The sequence below is a fragment of the Pseudorhodoplanes sp. genome (assembly GCA_032027085.1).
Taxonomy (GTDB): domain Bacteria; phylum Pseudomonadota; class Alphaproteobacteria; order Rhizobiales; family Xanthobacteraceae; genus Pseudorhodoplanes.
On sequence record JAVSMS010000001.1, the window covers coordinates 2,461,201 to 2,474,028 of the forward strand.

The following is a 12,828-nucleotide window of genomic DNA, read 5'->3' on the forward strand; positions in this document are numbered from 1 at the left end:
GGCTGAAAAATCAGCGATTAAGCGCGGCGCTTCTTGACCTTGTAGCCAACATACTTGCCGTTCACGCAGCCTGACGGCTGGCTGTAGAACGGGCTGAACAGCGCGCGAAAACCCTTGCACGGCTGCGTCGCAGCGTCGATCAGCACAACCGTGCCCACGCCCGCGACAAAGCCGGTGGTGGCGGCACCGGCGGCCGAAGCCGGCAGGCTCGCCGCGAACGAACCGCTGAACCAGCTGTTGTACAGGCCGACGCCGACGACGGTGCCGACAGCAGCGCCTGCAAGCCACGGATAGGCCGGCGCATGCTTGGTCTTGGCGGACGCCGGCGTCGTCATAGCGAGCGCCGCAACGGCGGAAAGGATCATTACAATTTTACGCATTTCTATCGTTTCTCCAGATAACGCATCGCCCCCATGGCCGAACGGCCACAGGGGCGCAGGCCCGCTTGAAATCAGAAATGATCCTGTCGCGCCAGCCGCTGCAAAGGTTAACCATCGGGCATCGTTAATCGCGCTTCGTCGCACGATCGCGAAAGGCGCAATTCGCAGCAGGAAAAAGGCCCCGCGTGGCGCGAGGCCTTTACCTTGTTGCATCTTGGCGTGCGAGCTCAGTAGCGCCGACGTGGCGCCGGTCGCTCAACGACGCGCGTGCGGTCGCCGCGATAGCCCACATACTGGCCATTCACACAGCCGGACTGGCCGGGTGCATAAGCGAACGGACTGAGCAATGCGCGGAAACCGGCGCAGGGCTGGGTGGCCGCGTCAATCAACACGACTGTGCCGACGCCTGCGACACCGCCGACTGCTGCGGCGCCTGCAGCGGAGGCCGGCAAGCTCGCAGCCAGTGAACCGCTGAACCAGCCTTCCGCGAGACCCAGGCCGACGACGGTGCCGGCGGCGGCGCCCGCAACCCACGGCCAACCCGGATAATATCCCGTGCGGTCGTAGGCCGGTTGTGCCGAAGCCGGAGCGGCAAACGCGATCACGGACAGTGCGGACAATGCAAATAAAGTTTTACGCATGCGAGGACTCCTTTTTGTTCTGCTCCTCCGACCCACGCGTATGAACGCGAGCGGTCGCCATGCGTTCCGCAGGGCGCCCATTTCTGCCCGCCCGATCAGTGGCTTCATCGTGGCAAGGACTTGGCGAGACGGTGGAACGGACCGCTGGTCTGCGGCCGAGGTGATCAGCCCAGCGTGAACGCCTCATGCACGGCGCTCTGGAAAGCGCCGCCCATGACCGGACCGCCGCCGGCGACATGAATGAAATCGCCGATCACCGCAGCACCCAGTCCGTGTCTTGGTGTTTTCATGGGCTCGTAGGATTCCCACGAATCGGCCGCGGGATCATAGGCCTCGTTTTGACCATAGACGCGGTTGGTGCCTTCGCCGCCCATCACGAAAATCTTGCCGCGATAGAAGACTGCGCCGTGACCGGAGCGCGCGGTCGGCAGCGGTGCACGCGGCGACCATTTGTCTTCCTTCGCGTCATAGACGTGATGCAGGTTGGAATTGGTATGGAAGGAATCCACCCGCCCGCCGATCACATGAATCAAGCCGTTCACCGCCAGCGCTCCGGTATGGTCGCGCCCCGTCGGCATCGGCGCCCGCGCGCTCCATTGATCGATGCGTGGATCGTACACGAGATGCCAATCGACCGATTTCTTGGTCGCGAAGGTGTCGCCGACAGCGCCGCCGATCGCATGCAGCATGCCGTTCAGCTCAACGCAGGCAATGGCCGCGAACGGCTTCGGCAGCGGTGCGATGGGACGCCAGCTTTCTCCGTCCAGCACATAGCAGAGACCGTCCGGCTTGCGGTTCTGCTCGACGAAGCCGCCGATGGCGAACAGCTTGCCGCCGACGACGGCGACGCCGACGTGATTGGCGCCGCGCGGCAATTGCGGCGCGTCGAACCATTTGTCGGCGGCGGGGTCGTAGACATGATGGTAGGGACGGTCGACCCGCTGCTCGCCATAGCCGCCGACCAGATGCAGCCGGTTGTTCAGCACCGTGGCCCAGGCCATCTCGCTGCGCGGGATCGGCAGCGGCGCCTTGTCGACCCACATGCCTTGCTGTCGTGCGGGCGGGGCGGGCGAATCGAACACATGCTGTGTCTTCATCACTTCTTGCGGCGCAGTCTTGATCTTCGGGTCGCTGAGATTGGAATAGACTGGATCATGACCCGCGTGCTGCGCCAGAGCAGGGGAGGCAAGGCTGGCGCCCAGACTGGCGACGAAGGTCCGGCGTGAAATCATCCTAACGCTCCTTGCGGCGGTCCCCGATTTACCAACCATGCCGTCAGCGGCTTATTCCAGGCGGTCAGGCCGGCTCAGCTTGGCAGCGTCGCCGCTCTATGACATGAAGCGGAGACAAGGTTGAGAGGTATCCGCGATGACCATCGGAACAGCCGAAAATGGCCGTTTTTCGAGCGCCAAGCTGGCCGGCGCCCTGCGCCATGACTGGACGCGCGCCGAGGTGCGGGGGCTCTTCGACCTGCCATTTCCGGATCTGATCTATCAGGCGCAGACGGTGCACCGTGCCTATTTCGACCCGACCGAGATCCAGGTCTCCACGCTGTTGTCGATCAAGACCGGCGGCTGCCCCGAGGATTGCGCCTATTGTCCGCAGAGCGCGAAATTCGACACCGGCGTGAAAGCCGAGAAGCTGATGGACGTCGACGCGGTGCTCAGCGAAGCGCGCGCGGCGAAGGAGGCCGGCGCCAGTCGCTTCTGCATGGGCGCCGCCTGGCGTTCGCCCAAGGACCGCGACCTCGACAAGGTCTGCGCCATGATCGAAGGCGTGCGGGCGATGGGGCTGGAGACCTGCGTCACGCTCGGCATGCTGACGGGCCCGCAGGCGAAGCGTCTGAAGGAATCCGGCCTCGATTACTACAACCACAACCTCGACACCTCGCCGGAATATTACGGCAACATCATCACCACGCGCACCTATCAGGATCGACTCGACACGCTCGAGCATGTGCGTGACGCCGGCATTCATGTCTGCTGCGGCGGCATTGTCGGCATGGGCGAGAGCACCGACGATCGCGTCGGCATGATCGCGACGCTGGCGAGCCTTCCGGTGCATCCGGAGAGCGTGCCGATCAACATGCTGGTGCAGGTGGAGGGCACGCCGCTCTCGACCGGAGAAAAGTTCGACGCCATCGAATTCGTGCGCACCATTGCCGCGGCGCGCATTACCATGCCGCGCTCGCTGGTGCGGCTCTCGGCCGGGCGCGAGGACATGAGCGACGAGATGCAGGCGCTCTGCTTTCTCGCCGGCGCCAATTCAATCTTTTACGGCCCGAAACTGCTGACGACGCCCAATCCCGCCGCCGACCTCGACAAACAGCTGATGAATCGCCTCGGCCTGCGGCCGATGGAGTAGGCCTCTGTGCCTGACTGGTACGAGACCGGTCTGCCGCACGTCTGGCTGCCTTACGCGCAGATGAAGACGGCGCCGGCGCCCTTGCCGGTGAAACGCACTCAGGGCACACGCATCTTTCTTAAAGACGGTCGCGAGCTGGTCGACGGCATCGCGTCCTGGTGGACGGCTTGCCACGGCTACAATCATCCGCATATCCGCGAAGCGGTGCAGCGGCAGCTTGCGATCATGCCGCATGTGATGTTCGGCGGCCTGGTGCATGAGCAGGCGCTGACGCTGGCGAAGCGCCTTTCCGGCATGCTGCCAGGCGATCTGGAACGGGTCTTCTTCACCGAGTCGGGTTCGGTGTCGGTCGAAGTCGCGCTGAAAATCGCGACGCAATACTGGCTCAACCGCGGGCAACGCCGACGCCGGCAATTCGTGCATTTCCGGCATGGCTATCACGGCGACACATTCGGCACGATGGCAGTCACCGATCCCGACGAGGGAATGCACGAGATTTTCCGGGGTTTGCTGATCGGGCATGTCATTGGGGATTTGCCGCGTAGCGACGCAAGCGAAACCGCGCTGGTCCGGCTGCTGGAGCGGCATGCCGAAGATCTGGCCGGAATTATCATCGAGCCGCTCATGCAGGGCGCGGGCGGCATGCGCTTTCATGAGCCTGAGGTGCTTTTGCGCCTGCGTGCGCTCGCCGATCGCTACGATCTGCTGCTGATCTTCGACGAAATCTTCACCGGCTTCGGGCGCACGGGCGCGATGTTCGCGTGCGAAAGCGCGGGCGTTGCGCCGGATATCATCACCCTGTCGAAAGCATTGACCGGCGGAACTTTGCCGCTGGCCGCGACAATTGCGTCTCGCAAGGTGTTCGATGCCTTCTGGTCGAACGACCCGCGGCAGGCGTTGATGCATGGGCCGACCTACATGGCCAATGCGCTGGCTTGCGCGGCAGCGAACGCCTCGCTCGATCTGTTTGCGGATGGAGCGCGATTGCAGAATGTCGAAAAAATCGAGGCAGGGCTGAAGGCGGGGCTCGAGGTGTGTCGCGATCTGCGGGGGGTGCTGGATGTGCGAGTGAGCGGCGCGGTGGGTGTGGTCGAGCTCGATCGGATTGATGATTTGAACGGCTTGCGCCGCGCTTTTGTGGAAAAGGGCGCGTTCATCCGGCCGATCGGAAATGTGATTTATCTCACGCCGGCGTTGTCGATGGAGGCGGATGACGTGGCGTTCCTGACGCGGACGGTTGTCGAGGTGTTGCGAAGTCGCGGCTGATCTTGTTGGTATTATCGCCCGCGAAGGGGCTATGCGGTACACACACCTCGCGCCGTGCTTACTGGATGCCCAGCTTACGCGGGGCATGACAACGGAAAGGTTGGCCTAAAGCAACCCGCAGCTATCTGCGATAAAGCCAAACGCCGCGTCCGCATCGGCGGCGCTCATTTTCCGCGGCAGCGCCACGATTCCGACATCACGGGCGAAGCGCGAGATTGTACCCGCGGTCTCGTCGAGATTGACGCTCGAACCCTCAGTCTCGCTGACCACGATCATCGCCAGCTTGCAGCCATGCTGTCGCAGCACGGCGGCGGCGCTCAATGTGTGACTGATGCTGCCAAGGTAGCTGCCGGCGACGAGCAGGACCGGAAGGTCAATGGCCTTCATCCAGTCGAGCACCGTGTGGCTGCGGTCAAGCGGCACCATGATCCCGCCGGCGCCTTCGATGATCGTCGCATCATTTGCTGCGGTGAGCGCGGATCGCGAAAAATCGACCAGTGCGTCGAAATCGATCGCCCTGTTTTCCCTCGCCGCCGCCATGTCGGGAGAGAGCGGCTCGGCAAAGCGCCAGGGCGAAATGCGTTCGACCTGCGCTTCGTTTGCCGGCAGGCCGAGCGCCGCCAGCAAAATGCCGGTGTCGCTCTGGTCCACATGTGCCGGATCGAAGCCGCTGATCACCGGCTTGAACGCTTCCACCGTGCGGCCTTCGGCGCGCAGGTAGCGGATCAGGCCGGCCGAAACAAAAGTCTTGCCGATGCCGGTGCCGGTGGAGGTGACAAAGAGACCGGCCATGGGTCAGGTCAGAACCCGCTCGCGCACGACCGAAGCGAGGCGCTCGATATCGCGGTCCTCGTGTGCCGCACTGAAGGTGAAGCGCAGCCGCGCGGTGCCCGCAGGAACGGTCGGCGGCCGAATGCCGACGACTAGAAAGCCTTGGTCTTCCAGCAGCCTCGCCGAGGCCATCGTCCGCTCCTCGTCGCCGATCAGAAGCGGCACGATTGGGCTTGTCGCCTGCGGCAGATTGGTGAGCGCGGTGAAGCTTTTCGCCTTTTGCAGCGGCAACGCCGCATAACCGGGATCGTTTTCGATCAAATCGAGCGCGGCGATCGAGGCGGCGACGGCGGCCGGCGGGAGCCCGGTCGAGTAGATCAATGTCCGGGCGCGGTTCTGCATCAGGTCGATGACCGGCTGCGACGCGCACAGGTAGCCGCCGTAGCTGCCGATCGCCTTGGACAGCGTGCCCATCTGGAGGGGGACATGCGGCGGCTCCGCATGCGCGAATGTGCTGCCGCGCCCGTGTCCGAGCACGCCGATGCCATGTGCATCGTCGGTCATCAGCCAGGCGTCATATTGCTGGGCCAGCCTGGCAAGCTCGTGCAGCGGCGCGAGATCGCCGTCCATCGAGAAGACGCCTTCGGTGGCCAGCAAGGCATGCTGATGCGATTTGCGGTGTGCGGCCAGCAAGGCTCGTGCGTGATCGACATTGTTGTGGCGGAACAGTCGGATCTCCGCGCCCGACAGCGAGGCGCCGGTGCGGATGCAGGAATGCGCCAGCTCGTCGACGACGATCAGATCGCCCTTGCCGAGCAAGGCGGGAATGATTCCAGTATTGGCAAGATAGCCGGAGCCGAAGACGCAGGCGGCTTCCGTGCCCTTCAGGCGGGCCAGCCGCGCTTCCAGTTTGGCGTAGAGCGGATGGCTGCCGGTGATGAGGCGCGAGGCGCCTGCGCCTGCACCGTAGCGGTCGATGGCGTCCTTGGCGGCCTGTTTGATCGCCGGATGCTGCGTGAAATTGAGGTAGTCGTTGCTGCAGAAGGAGAGGAGCCGGCGGCCGCCGCGCGTCACCCACACACCATCGTCGGGCTCGGTTTCCGCAATGGCACGGCGCAAATTCTGCGCGGCGCGCTGCTGCAGCCGGTCTTGAGCGAACTGGTCGAGAGAACGCATCCCAAATCCATAATCCCAATGCGGCGGCACCATAGCGTCCGGCCGGGCAAAGTCACCCCTTCTGCAGCATCCGACAGGTCTTTGACCGATGGACTGTTTCCGGTCTATCCCGGACCACCGTGGATGCGGGGGAGGCGATGGGCTATCTGCTGGTTTTTCTGGGCGGCGGGCTTGGCGCCGCATTACGGCATGGGGTGAATCTGGCCTCCGCTGGCCTCCTGGGCACCCGGTTTCCCTACGCGACGTTGTTCGCCAATGTCTCCGGCTCGTTCGTCATGGGGCTGATCGCCGGTTATTTCGCCTTCAAGGATGGCGGCAGCCAGCACTGGAAGCTGTTCCTGACCACCGGCGTGTTGGGCGGCTACACCACGTTCTCGACCTTCTCGCTGGAGGCGGCGGTCCTCTATGAGCGCGGCGAGATCGGACTGGCTGCACTCTATGTCATTGCGTCCGTCGTTCTCGCTATTGGCGGTCTGTTCGCAGGCTTGCTTCTCGTGCGGCATTTCTCCTGATCGTCGTCAGGTTCCGCTCCCAAGATGGGCGACACATACGCTCGACCGCCTTGAACCGGCCTCTCTCCTGGGGCACATCTGCGCGTCATGGCGGTTGCAGATCCACTCTTGCTGCTGGCGACGGTTCCGGTCATTCCGGTTCTTACCATCGACTCTGCCGAACAGGCCGTCCCGTTGGCGCGGGCCCTGTGCGATGGCGGCCTGCCCGCGATCGAGGTGACGTTGCGCACGCCTGCTGCGCTTGAGGCGATCAAGGCTATTGCGGCCAAGGTGCCGGACGCCGTTGTCGGCGCGGGCACCTTGAGAGAGGAAACGGATATCGCCGCATCGATCAAGGCAGGCGCCCGTTTTCTCGTGACGCCCGGCACGACCGGTTTGCTGGCCGCGGCACTCGCTGATGCGCAGGTGCCGGCCTTGCCAGGCTGCGCGACGGTATCCGAGGCGCTGGCGCTGTCGGCGCTCGGGTTCAAGGCGCTGAAATTCTTTCCCGCCGAAGCGTGTGGCGGTGCGGCCTGGTTGAAATCGGTCGCTGCGCCGTTGCCGGATATTCGATTCTGCCCGACCGGCGGCATCGACATGAGCAACGCCGCCGATTACCTCGCTTTGCCGAATGTATTCGCGGTTGGCGGTTCCTGGGTCGCGCCGCGCGATGTGATTGCCCAGGGCGACTTTCCCCGTATTGCGGCGCTGGCGCGCAACGCGGTCGACCTGCTTTCGTGAACGACGAGACCGCCGAACCGCCGCAATCGCGACGCACGACCTTCGACTGGTCGGCGGCGGTGATCCTTCTGATCATCAGCGCAGCCGCGGCCTATGTTTATCTGCGCGATGGTCGTGATCGCTTCTACGACGTGGCGTGGCACGATCTCGGTCTCTTCGGCAGCATGCTGCCGAAGGTTTTGGCGGGATGCCTGATCGCAACGTTCCTCACCGTCCTTTTGCCGCGGGAGGTGATCAGCCGCTGGGTTGGCACCGAATCCGGCCTCAAGGGAATTCTGATCGCGACTTTTGCCGGCATCATTCTTCCCGGAGGGCCGTTCGCCATCTTTCCGATTGCCGGCGCCTTCATCGCGGTCGGCGCGGATGTCAGCGCTGCTGTCACGCTGATCACAAGCTGGACGCTTCTCGGTATCAATCGCGCCGTGGTGTGGGAAATGCCATTTTTCGGCATTGAGTTTGTCGGCTGGCGCATGCTGGCGGCTTTGCCGCTGCCCGTCATTGTCGGGCTGTCCGTGCGCTTCATCGTGCAGGCAATTTCGAAAGACCGGCAGGCATGATGGACTTCGCGATCACGATGGCGCTTTGGTTGATTGTGGCGGCGCTGGCGATTGCAGCGTCAAGGCGCCACGGCCTGTTGGTGCGCGGCGCCGCGCGGCAGGGTGGCGCCGAATTCCTGCGTCTGTTGCCGCGGATCATGATCGGCGTGATGGGCTCGGGCTATATCGCTGCGGCCTTGCCGCAGGATGTCGTCGGGCAATGGCTTGGCGATTCGTCCGGGTTGTTGGGCATCGCCATCGCCGCCATTGCCGGCGCGCTGACGCCCGGCGGGCCCGTCGTCGGTTTCGCGCTTGGCGCCGCAGCTTTGAAAGGCGGAGCGGGGGCGCCGCAGGTGATCGCCTATTCGACCGCCTGGGCCCTGTTCGCGTTTCCGCGCCTGTTCATGTACGAATTGCCGATCCTGCCTGCGCGCGTGGTCTGGTTGCGCGTCGTGGCGTCGCTCCCGGTTCCCTTTGTTGCGGCGTTCGCCGCAATGCTGATCGGGAAGCCTTAGTCAAGAAATGAAATGATGAATCAATGCACGGCTTGCGGCGCGCGCGGCATGATGGCGCCGCGATGCTTGATTTTTTCCGCGGCCAGCCGATGCCCGGCAATCGCAGCCTCGCGCGGTTTTTCTCCGGCGAGCCGTGCGGCGATATAACCGGCATTGAAACCGTCTCCGGCCGCCGTCGTGTCAGTCGGCACGACCACATCCGGAACTGGCACGAAGTCCTGGTCGCCGCCTGACGACACCACCGCGCTGTTCGGGCCGTTTTTCACCACCACTTCGGCGATGCCGAAAGCCTGCAACCTGCCGATGGTCGCCTCCGGCGAGGCATCGCCCCAGAGCAGCGCCTCGTCGTCGAAGGTCGGCAGCGCGATATCGACGCGCTTGAGTGCTTCCATAAACACGGTGCGCGTGCGCTGGATGTCGCCCTTCCATCCGCGCGGCCGATAATTGCCGTCGAAGGCGACCTTGGCGCCATTTTGCCGCGCCATTTCCAGAATAGCGAGGAAGCGGCCGAGCGCCGCATTGGAATAGATCGACAGCGTGATGCCGGAGAAATAGATCAGCCGCGCATTCAGGAGGCTCTCGGCGATCCTGTTCCATTCCGGAAATTCGAACAGCTCGCGCGCCGGCGAGGACTCGCGCCAATAATGGAAGCTGCGTTCGCCCGCCGCGTCGGTCTCGATCATGTAGAGGCCGGGGAGGCGGTTCGGGATGCGCAGGATCAGATCGGTCGCCACGCCTTCGGCGGCGGCGAGCGCCGCGATGGCGTCGGAATAGCGGTCGTCGCCGAGGGCGGTGGCGTAAGCGACCTCATGGCCCTGCCTGGCCAGATAGACCGCGGTGTTGAAGGTGTCGCCGCCGCAGCCCTGGCTGAAACGGCCGTCGCTGCCGCGTGCCATCTCGATCATGACCTCGCCGACCGAGACGATGCGGGTGCGGGGCTGGCTCATGCAATGGACCCGGAAGCTGGAGGGCGGGAGCCGGTCTGGCGGGGCGCAAGATGGCCGTGTCCGCGAGACTTGGCAATGAATCGCGGCCACGATGGGGCTTTTCGAGCGGAAAGTCTGCCTGATTTGCGGGATTTCTCCGGCCGGTAGGCAAGAACGGCTCTTGGCAGCGGGCTTTGTTATACTATAACAGAACAAGCTCTTCCGACGATCAGAACCATGGCTGCACACCATCATCACCACGCCCCGGGACATGCTCATCCGCCGGCCGTTCTCTCGCCCTCGATGCTGCGCCTGTCGGCGTTTCATCGTCTGGCCGGCGCGGCGATCCTGGTGGCGCTGATCTGGGCCGCGGTCATTTGGGCGATGACATGACCGTGCGATGACCGCTCAGCTCCGCTTCAACAACGTCACGCTTGGCTACGACCGACACCCGGCCGTGCATCATCTTGACGGCGAGGTGACGCCCGGCGCGCTGATCGCTGTCGTCGGTCCGAACGGGGCCGGCAAGTCAACGCTGTTCAAGGGCATTGTCGGCGCGATCAGACCGCTGTCCGGCCGTATCGAGCGCAACGGTCTGCCCGATAACGACATCGCCTATCTCCCACAGGCGGCTGAGATCGACCGCAGCTTCCCGATCACGGTTTTCGATCTGGTGGCGATGGGGCTGTGGCAGAAGAAGGGGGCGTTCGGCGGCATCGGCGCTGGCGACCGCGAGCGCATCGAAGCCGCGATCCGCACGGTTGGGCTGACCGGTTTTGAGCAGCGCGCGATCGGCACGCTGTCCGGCGGGCAGATGCAGCGCATGCTGTTCGCGCGGCTGCTCTTGCAGGATGCGCGCGTCGTCGTGCTGGACGAGCCGTTCACCGCCATCGACGCCAGGACCAGCGCCGACCTGCTCGCGCTGGTGAAGCATTGGCATGGTGAAGGCCGCACCGTGCTCGCCGCTCTGCATGATATCGATCTGGTGAAGGCGAATTTCCCGGAAACGCTGTTGCTCGCGCGCGAGAAGGTGGCGTGGGGCACGACGCCGGAGGTGCTGACCGCGGACAACCTCCTGAAAGCGCGGCGCATGTGCGAGGCCTTCGACGAGGAGGCGCACGAATGCGCGGCGTAGATGGATTGAGAATGAGCTGCCACGTACTTCGTTCATTTCCGCGCAAGCGGGAATCCAGGGGGTCTTGCGCCGGGTCCCCGCTTTGGCGGGGACGCGCGGATTAAGCCTATGCTCCAAGACCTCTTCATCTCCCCATTTACCGAATTCGAGTTCATGCGCCGCGCCTTGGTTGGCGCCTGTACGCTGGCGGTGGGTGCCGCGCCGATTGGTGTCTTCCTGATGCTGCGGCGCATGTCGCTGGTCGGAGACGCCATGGCGCACGCCATCCTGCCGGGTGCGGCGGTCGGTTTCCTGCTGTCGGGGTTGAATATCTTCGCCATGACGGCCGGCGGGCTGATTGCTGGTTTTGTCGTCGCGGTGCTGGCAGGACTTGTCGCACGCAGCACCGAATTGAAGGAGGACGCCTCACTTGCGGTGTTCTTCCTGATCTCGCTCGCGATCGGCGTCACCATCGTCTCCATGCGCGGCACCAATGTCGATCTCCTTCATTTCCTGTTCGGCTCGGTTCTGGCGCTCGACAATCCGACGATGATGCTCATCGCCATCAACACGACAGTCACTTTGTTTGCGCTGGCGATAGTGTTCCGGCCGCTGGTGATCGAATGCGTGGATCCCAATTATCTGCGCTCGGTAAGCGGCATCGGCGCCGCCGTGCATCTCGTTTTTCTGGCGCTTGTGGTGATCAATCTGGTGTCAGGCTTTCACGCACTCGGCACGCTGCTCGCGGTCGGCATCATGATGTTGCCCGCCGCCATCGGCCGCTTCTGGGCGCGCGACATCACCCTGATGATCGCGGTCGCCGTGCTGAGCGGACTGATCGCAAGCTATGCCGGATTGCTGCTGTCCTTCCATAGCGGCGTGCCGGCGGGACCTGCGGTGATCCTTGTTGCAGCCTCCCTTTATGTGCTGTCGGTTTTGTTCGGGCGGGTCGGCGGAGTGGTACGGCAAATGATGCCGCGCCGTCATCTTGAGGCCTGAACATGCTGGTTCGACGCATCGTTGTTGCTGTAACGCTCCTGACAAGTCTTGCTGCGCCTGCGCTTGCGCAGGAGCGATTGAAAACTGTCGCCACCTTCTCGATCCTCGCCGACTTCGTGAAGAAGGTCGGCGGCGACAAGGTTGATGTTGTTAGCCTGGTGGCGCCGGACGGTGACGCGCATGTCTATGCGCCGACGCCGGCGGACGCGAAGAAGCTCGCCGATGCGCAGATCGTTTTCACCAATGGCCTCGGCTTTGAGGGCTGGATCACGCGGCTGGTCAAATCCTCCGCCACGAAAGCCGACATAGTGGTCGCAACCAGGGGCCTCAAGCCGCTGAAAGCCGCGGGAGGGCATGGCCACGACCATGATGGCGACCCGCATGCCTGGCAGTCGGTGGCCAATGCCAAAACCTACGTCGCCAATATCCGCGATGCGCTTGTCGCGAAGGATCCGGCGAACAAGGCCGTGTATGAGGCGAATGCCGCCGCCTATCTCGGCAAGCTCGACCAGCTCGACACGGACGTGCGGGAGGCCATCGCCCGCATCCCGGCCGAGCGGCGCCGCATCATCACGACGCATGACGCCTTCGGCTATTTCCGCGCCGCCTATGGCGTCGACTTCGTCGCTCCGCAGGGTGTCTCGACTGATTCGGAGGCCTCAGCCAGGGACGTCGCCAAGATCATCACCCAGATTAAGAAGCAGAAAATCCCGGCGGTCTTTCTGGAGAATGTCAGCGATCCGCGGCTGCTGAAGCGGATCGCCGATGAGACCGGGGCCAGGCTGGGGGGCACCCTCTATTCCGACGCCCTGACCGGCGAAAAGGGCCCGGCCCCCACTTACATCGATATGATCAGGCACAATATAAGGACGCTCAGCGCGGCTTTGATGTCATAGCTGCCAATCCGC

Annotated in this window: 16 protein-coding genes; 10 read left to right on the plus strand and 6 right to left on the minus strand. The window is 63.8% G+C overall.

The window, feature by feature from the left end; genetic code table 11:
* Positions 1-17: 17 nt before the first annotated feature.
* The 3 genes from RO009_11860 to RO009_11870 form a co-directional block, all read right to left on the minus strand.
* Positions 18-380 (minus strand): hypothetical protein, encoded by a 363-nt coding sequence (locus tag RO009_11860; GenBank protein MDT3685720.1) that lies wholly within the window; start codon positions 378-380, stop codon positions 18-20.
* Between the two features lie 227 nt (positions 381-607).
* A complete protein-coding gene (locus RO009_11865; GenBank protein ID MDT3685721.1) occupies positions 608-1,021 on the minus strand; it encodes a hypothetical protein in 414 nt (137 codons plus the stop codon).
* A 164-nt stretch (positions 1,022-1,185) separates the two neighbouring features.
* Positions 1,186-2,253 (minus strand): galactose oxidase, encoded by a 1,068-nt coding sequence (locus RO009_11870; GenBank protein MDT3685722.1) that lies wholly within the window; start codon positions 2,251-2,253, stop codon positions 1,186-1,188.
* Between the two features lie 136 nt (positions 2,254-2,389).
* Here RO009_11870 and bioB point away from each other — a divergent pair, with 136 nt between their 5' ends.
* Complete coding sequence (gene bioB / locus RO009_11875; GenBank protein ID MDT3685723.1) at positions 2,390-3,385, plus strand: biotin synthase BioB; 996 nt, start codon at positions 2,390-2,392, stop codon at positions 3,383-3,385.
* 6 nt (positions 3,386-3,391) lie between these two features.
* Positions 3,392-4,651 carry an adenosylmethionine--8-amino-7-oxononanoate transaminase gene (locus RO009_11880; protein MDT3685724.1) on the plus strand — a complete coding sequence of 420 codons (1,260 nt, stop codon included), beginning with the start codon at positions 3,392-3,394 and terminating at the stop codon, positions 4,649-4,651.
* 105 nt (positions 4,652-4,756) lie between these two features.
* Here the strand turns inward: RO009_11880 and bioD are convergent, their stop codons facing one another.
* Both bioD and bioF read right to left on the minus strand, forming a co-directional pair.
* On the minus strand, positions 4,757-5,443 hold the full coding sequence (gene bioD, locus RO009_11885; GenBank protein ID MDT3685725.1) for a dethiobiotin synthase: 687 nt from the start codon (positions 5,441-5,443) through the stop codon (positions 4,757-4,759).
* A 3-nt stretch (positions 5,444-5,446) separates the two neighbouring features.
* Entirely contained in the window at positions 5,447-6,598 is a 1,152-nt protein-coding gene (gene bioF / locus RO009_11890) for an 8-amino-7-oxononanoate synthase (protein MDT3685726.1), read from the minus strand.
* A 137-nt stretch (positions 6,599-6,735) separates the two neighbouring features.
* On the opposite strand from bioF, the gene crcB reads away from it, so the two are divergent.
* From crcB to RO009_11910, 4 genes are all read left to right on the plus strand, one after another.
* Positions 6,736-7,110, plus strand: a complete 375-nt coding sequence (gene crcB / locus RO009_11895) for a fluoride efflux transporter CrcB (protein MDT3685727.1) — start codon at positions 6,736-6,738, stop codon at positions 7,108-7,110.
* A gap of 87 nt (positions 7,111-7,197) precedes the next feature.
* Positions 7,198-7,830: a bifunctional 4-hydroxy-2-oxoglutarate aldolase/2-dehydro-3-deoxy-phosphogluconate aldolase gene (gene eda / locus RO009_11900; protein MDT3685728.1), complete on the plus strand. Its 633-nt coding sequence runs from the start codon at positions 7,198-7,200 to the stop codon at positions 7,828-7,830.
* The gene (locus RO009_11905) at positions 7,827-8,387 is read left to right on the plus strand and encodes a permease (GenBank protein MDT3685729.1); all 561 of its coding nucleotides are present in this window, start codon (positions 7,827-7,829) and stop codon (positions 8,385-8,387) included. Before eda ends, RO009_11905 begins: the two co-directional genes overlap by 4 nt.
* The gene (locus tag RO009_11910; protein MDT3685730.1) at positions 8,384-8,881 is read left to right on the plus strand and encodes a hypothetical protein; all 498 of its coding nucleotides are present in this window, start codon (positions 8,384-8,386) and stop codon (positions 8,879-8,881) included. The genes RO009_11905 and RO009_11910 overlap by 4 nt, the downstream gene beginning before the upstream one ends.
* A 20-nt stretch (positions 8,882-8,901) precedes the next feature.
* On the opposite strand, the gene RO009_11915 is transcribed toward RO009_11910, so the two are convergent.
* Positions 8,902-9,828 (minus strand): sugar kinase, encoded by a 927-nt coding sequence (locus RO009_11915; GenBank protein MDT3685731.1) that lies wholly within the window; start codon positions 9,826-9,828, stop codon positions 8,902-8,904.
* A 216-nt stretch (positions 9,829-10,044) separates the two neighbouring features.
* On the opposite strand from RO009_11915, the gene RO009_11920 reads away from it, so the two are divergent.
* The 4 genes from RO009_11920 to RO009_11935 all read left to right on the plus strand — a co-directional run bounded on the left by RO009_11920 (position 10,045) and on the right by RO009_11935 (position 12,816).
* On the plus strand, positions 10,045-10,200 hold the full coding sequence (locus RO009_11920) for a hypothetical protein (GenBank protein MDT3685732.1): 156 nt from the start codon (positions 10,045-10,047) through the stop codon (positions 10,198-10,200).
* A 7-nt stretch (positions 10,201-10,207) separates the two neighbouring features.
* Positions 10,208-10,942, plus strand: coding sequence for a zinc ABC transporter ATP-binding protein AztA (gene aztA, locus RO009_11925; protein ID MDT3685733.1), 735 nt, complete (start codon positions 10,208-10,210; stop codon positions 10,940-10,942).
* Positions 10,943-11,050: 108 nt separating this feature from the next.
* Positions 11,051-11,920 carry a metal ABC transporter permease gene (locus RO009_11930; GenBank protein MDT3685734.1) on the plus strand — a complete coding sequence of 290 codons (870 nt, stop codon included), beginning with the start codon at positions 11,051-11,053 and terminating at the stop codon, positions 11,918-11,920.
* Positions 11,921-11,922: 2 nt separating this feature from the next.
* Positions 11,923-12,816, plus strand: a complete 894-nt coding sequence (locus RO009_11935; protein MDT3685735.1) for a metal ABC transporter substrate-binding protein — start codon at positions 11,923-11,925, stop codon at positions 12,814-12,816.
* Positions 12,817-12,828 lie beyond the last annotated feature (12 nt).

What these genes read in the sequence shown, in the direction of transcription:
- eda (MDT3685728.1), top strand. Translation starts at nt 7,198, where the DNA reads ATGGCGGTTGCAGATCCACTCTTGCTGCTGGCGACGGTTCCGGTCATT.
- RO009_11870 (MDT3685722.1), bottom strand. Translation starts at nt 2,253, where the DNA reads ATGATTTCACGCCGGACCTTCGTCGCCAGTCTGGGCGCCAGCCTTGCC.
- RO009_11910 (MDT3685730.1), top strand. Translation starts at nt 8,384, where the DNA reads ATGATGGACTTCGCGATCACGATGGCGCTTTGGTTGATTGTGGCGGCG.
- bioB (MDT3685723.1), top strand. Translation starts at nt 2,390, where the DNA reads ATGACCATCGGAACAGCCGAAAATGGCCGTTTTTCGAGCGCCAAGCTG.
- crcB (MDT3685727.1), top strand. Translation starts at nt 6,736, where the DNA reads ATGGGCTATCTGCTGGTTTTTCTGGGCGGCGGGCTTGGCGCCGCATTA.
- RO009_11860 (MDT3685720.1), bottom strand. Translation starts at nt 380, where the DNA reads ATGCGTAAAATTGTAATGATCCTTTCCGCCGTTGCGGCGCTCGCTATG.
- RO009_11865 (MDT3685721.1), bottom strand. Translation starts at nt 1,021, where the DNA reads ATGCGTAAAACTTTATTTGCATTGTCCGCACTGTCCGTGATCGCGTTT.
- bioF (MDT3685726.1), bottom strand. Translation starts at nt 6,598, where the DNA reads ATGCGTTCTCTCGACCAGTTCGCTCAAGACCGGCTGCAGCAGCGCGCC.
- RO009_11915 (MDT3685731.1), bottom strand. Translation starts at nt 9,828, where the DNA reads ATGAGCCAGCCCCGCACCCGCATCGTCTCGGTCGGCGAGGTCATGATC.
- RO009_11935 (MDT3685735.1), top strand. Translation starts at nt 11,923, where the DNA reads ATGCTGGTTCGACGCATCGTTGTTGCTGTAACGCTCCTGACAAGTCTT.
- aztA (MDT3685733.1), top strand. Translation starts at nt 10,208, where the DNA reads ATGACCGCTCAGCTCCGCTTCAACAACGTCACGCTTGGCTACGACCGA.
- bioD (MDT3685725.1), bottom strand. Translation starts at nt 5,443, where the DNA reads ATGGCCGGTCTCTTTGTCACCTCCACCGGCACCGGCATCGGCAAGACT.
- RO009_11920 (MDT3685732.1), top strand. Translation starts at nt 10,045, where the DNA reads ATGGCTGCACACCATCATCACCACGCCCCGGGACATGCTCATCCGCCG.
- RO009_11930 (MDT3685734.1), top strand. Translation starts at nt 11,051, where the DNA reads ATGCTCCAAGACCTCTTCATCTCCCCATTTACCGAATTCGAGTTCATG.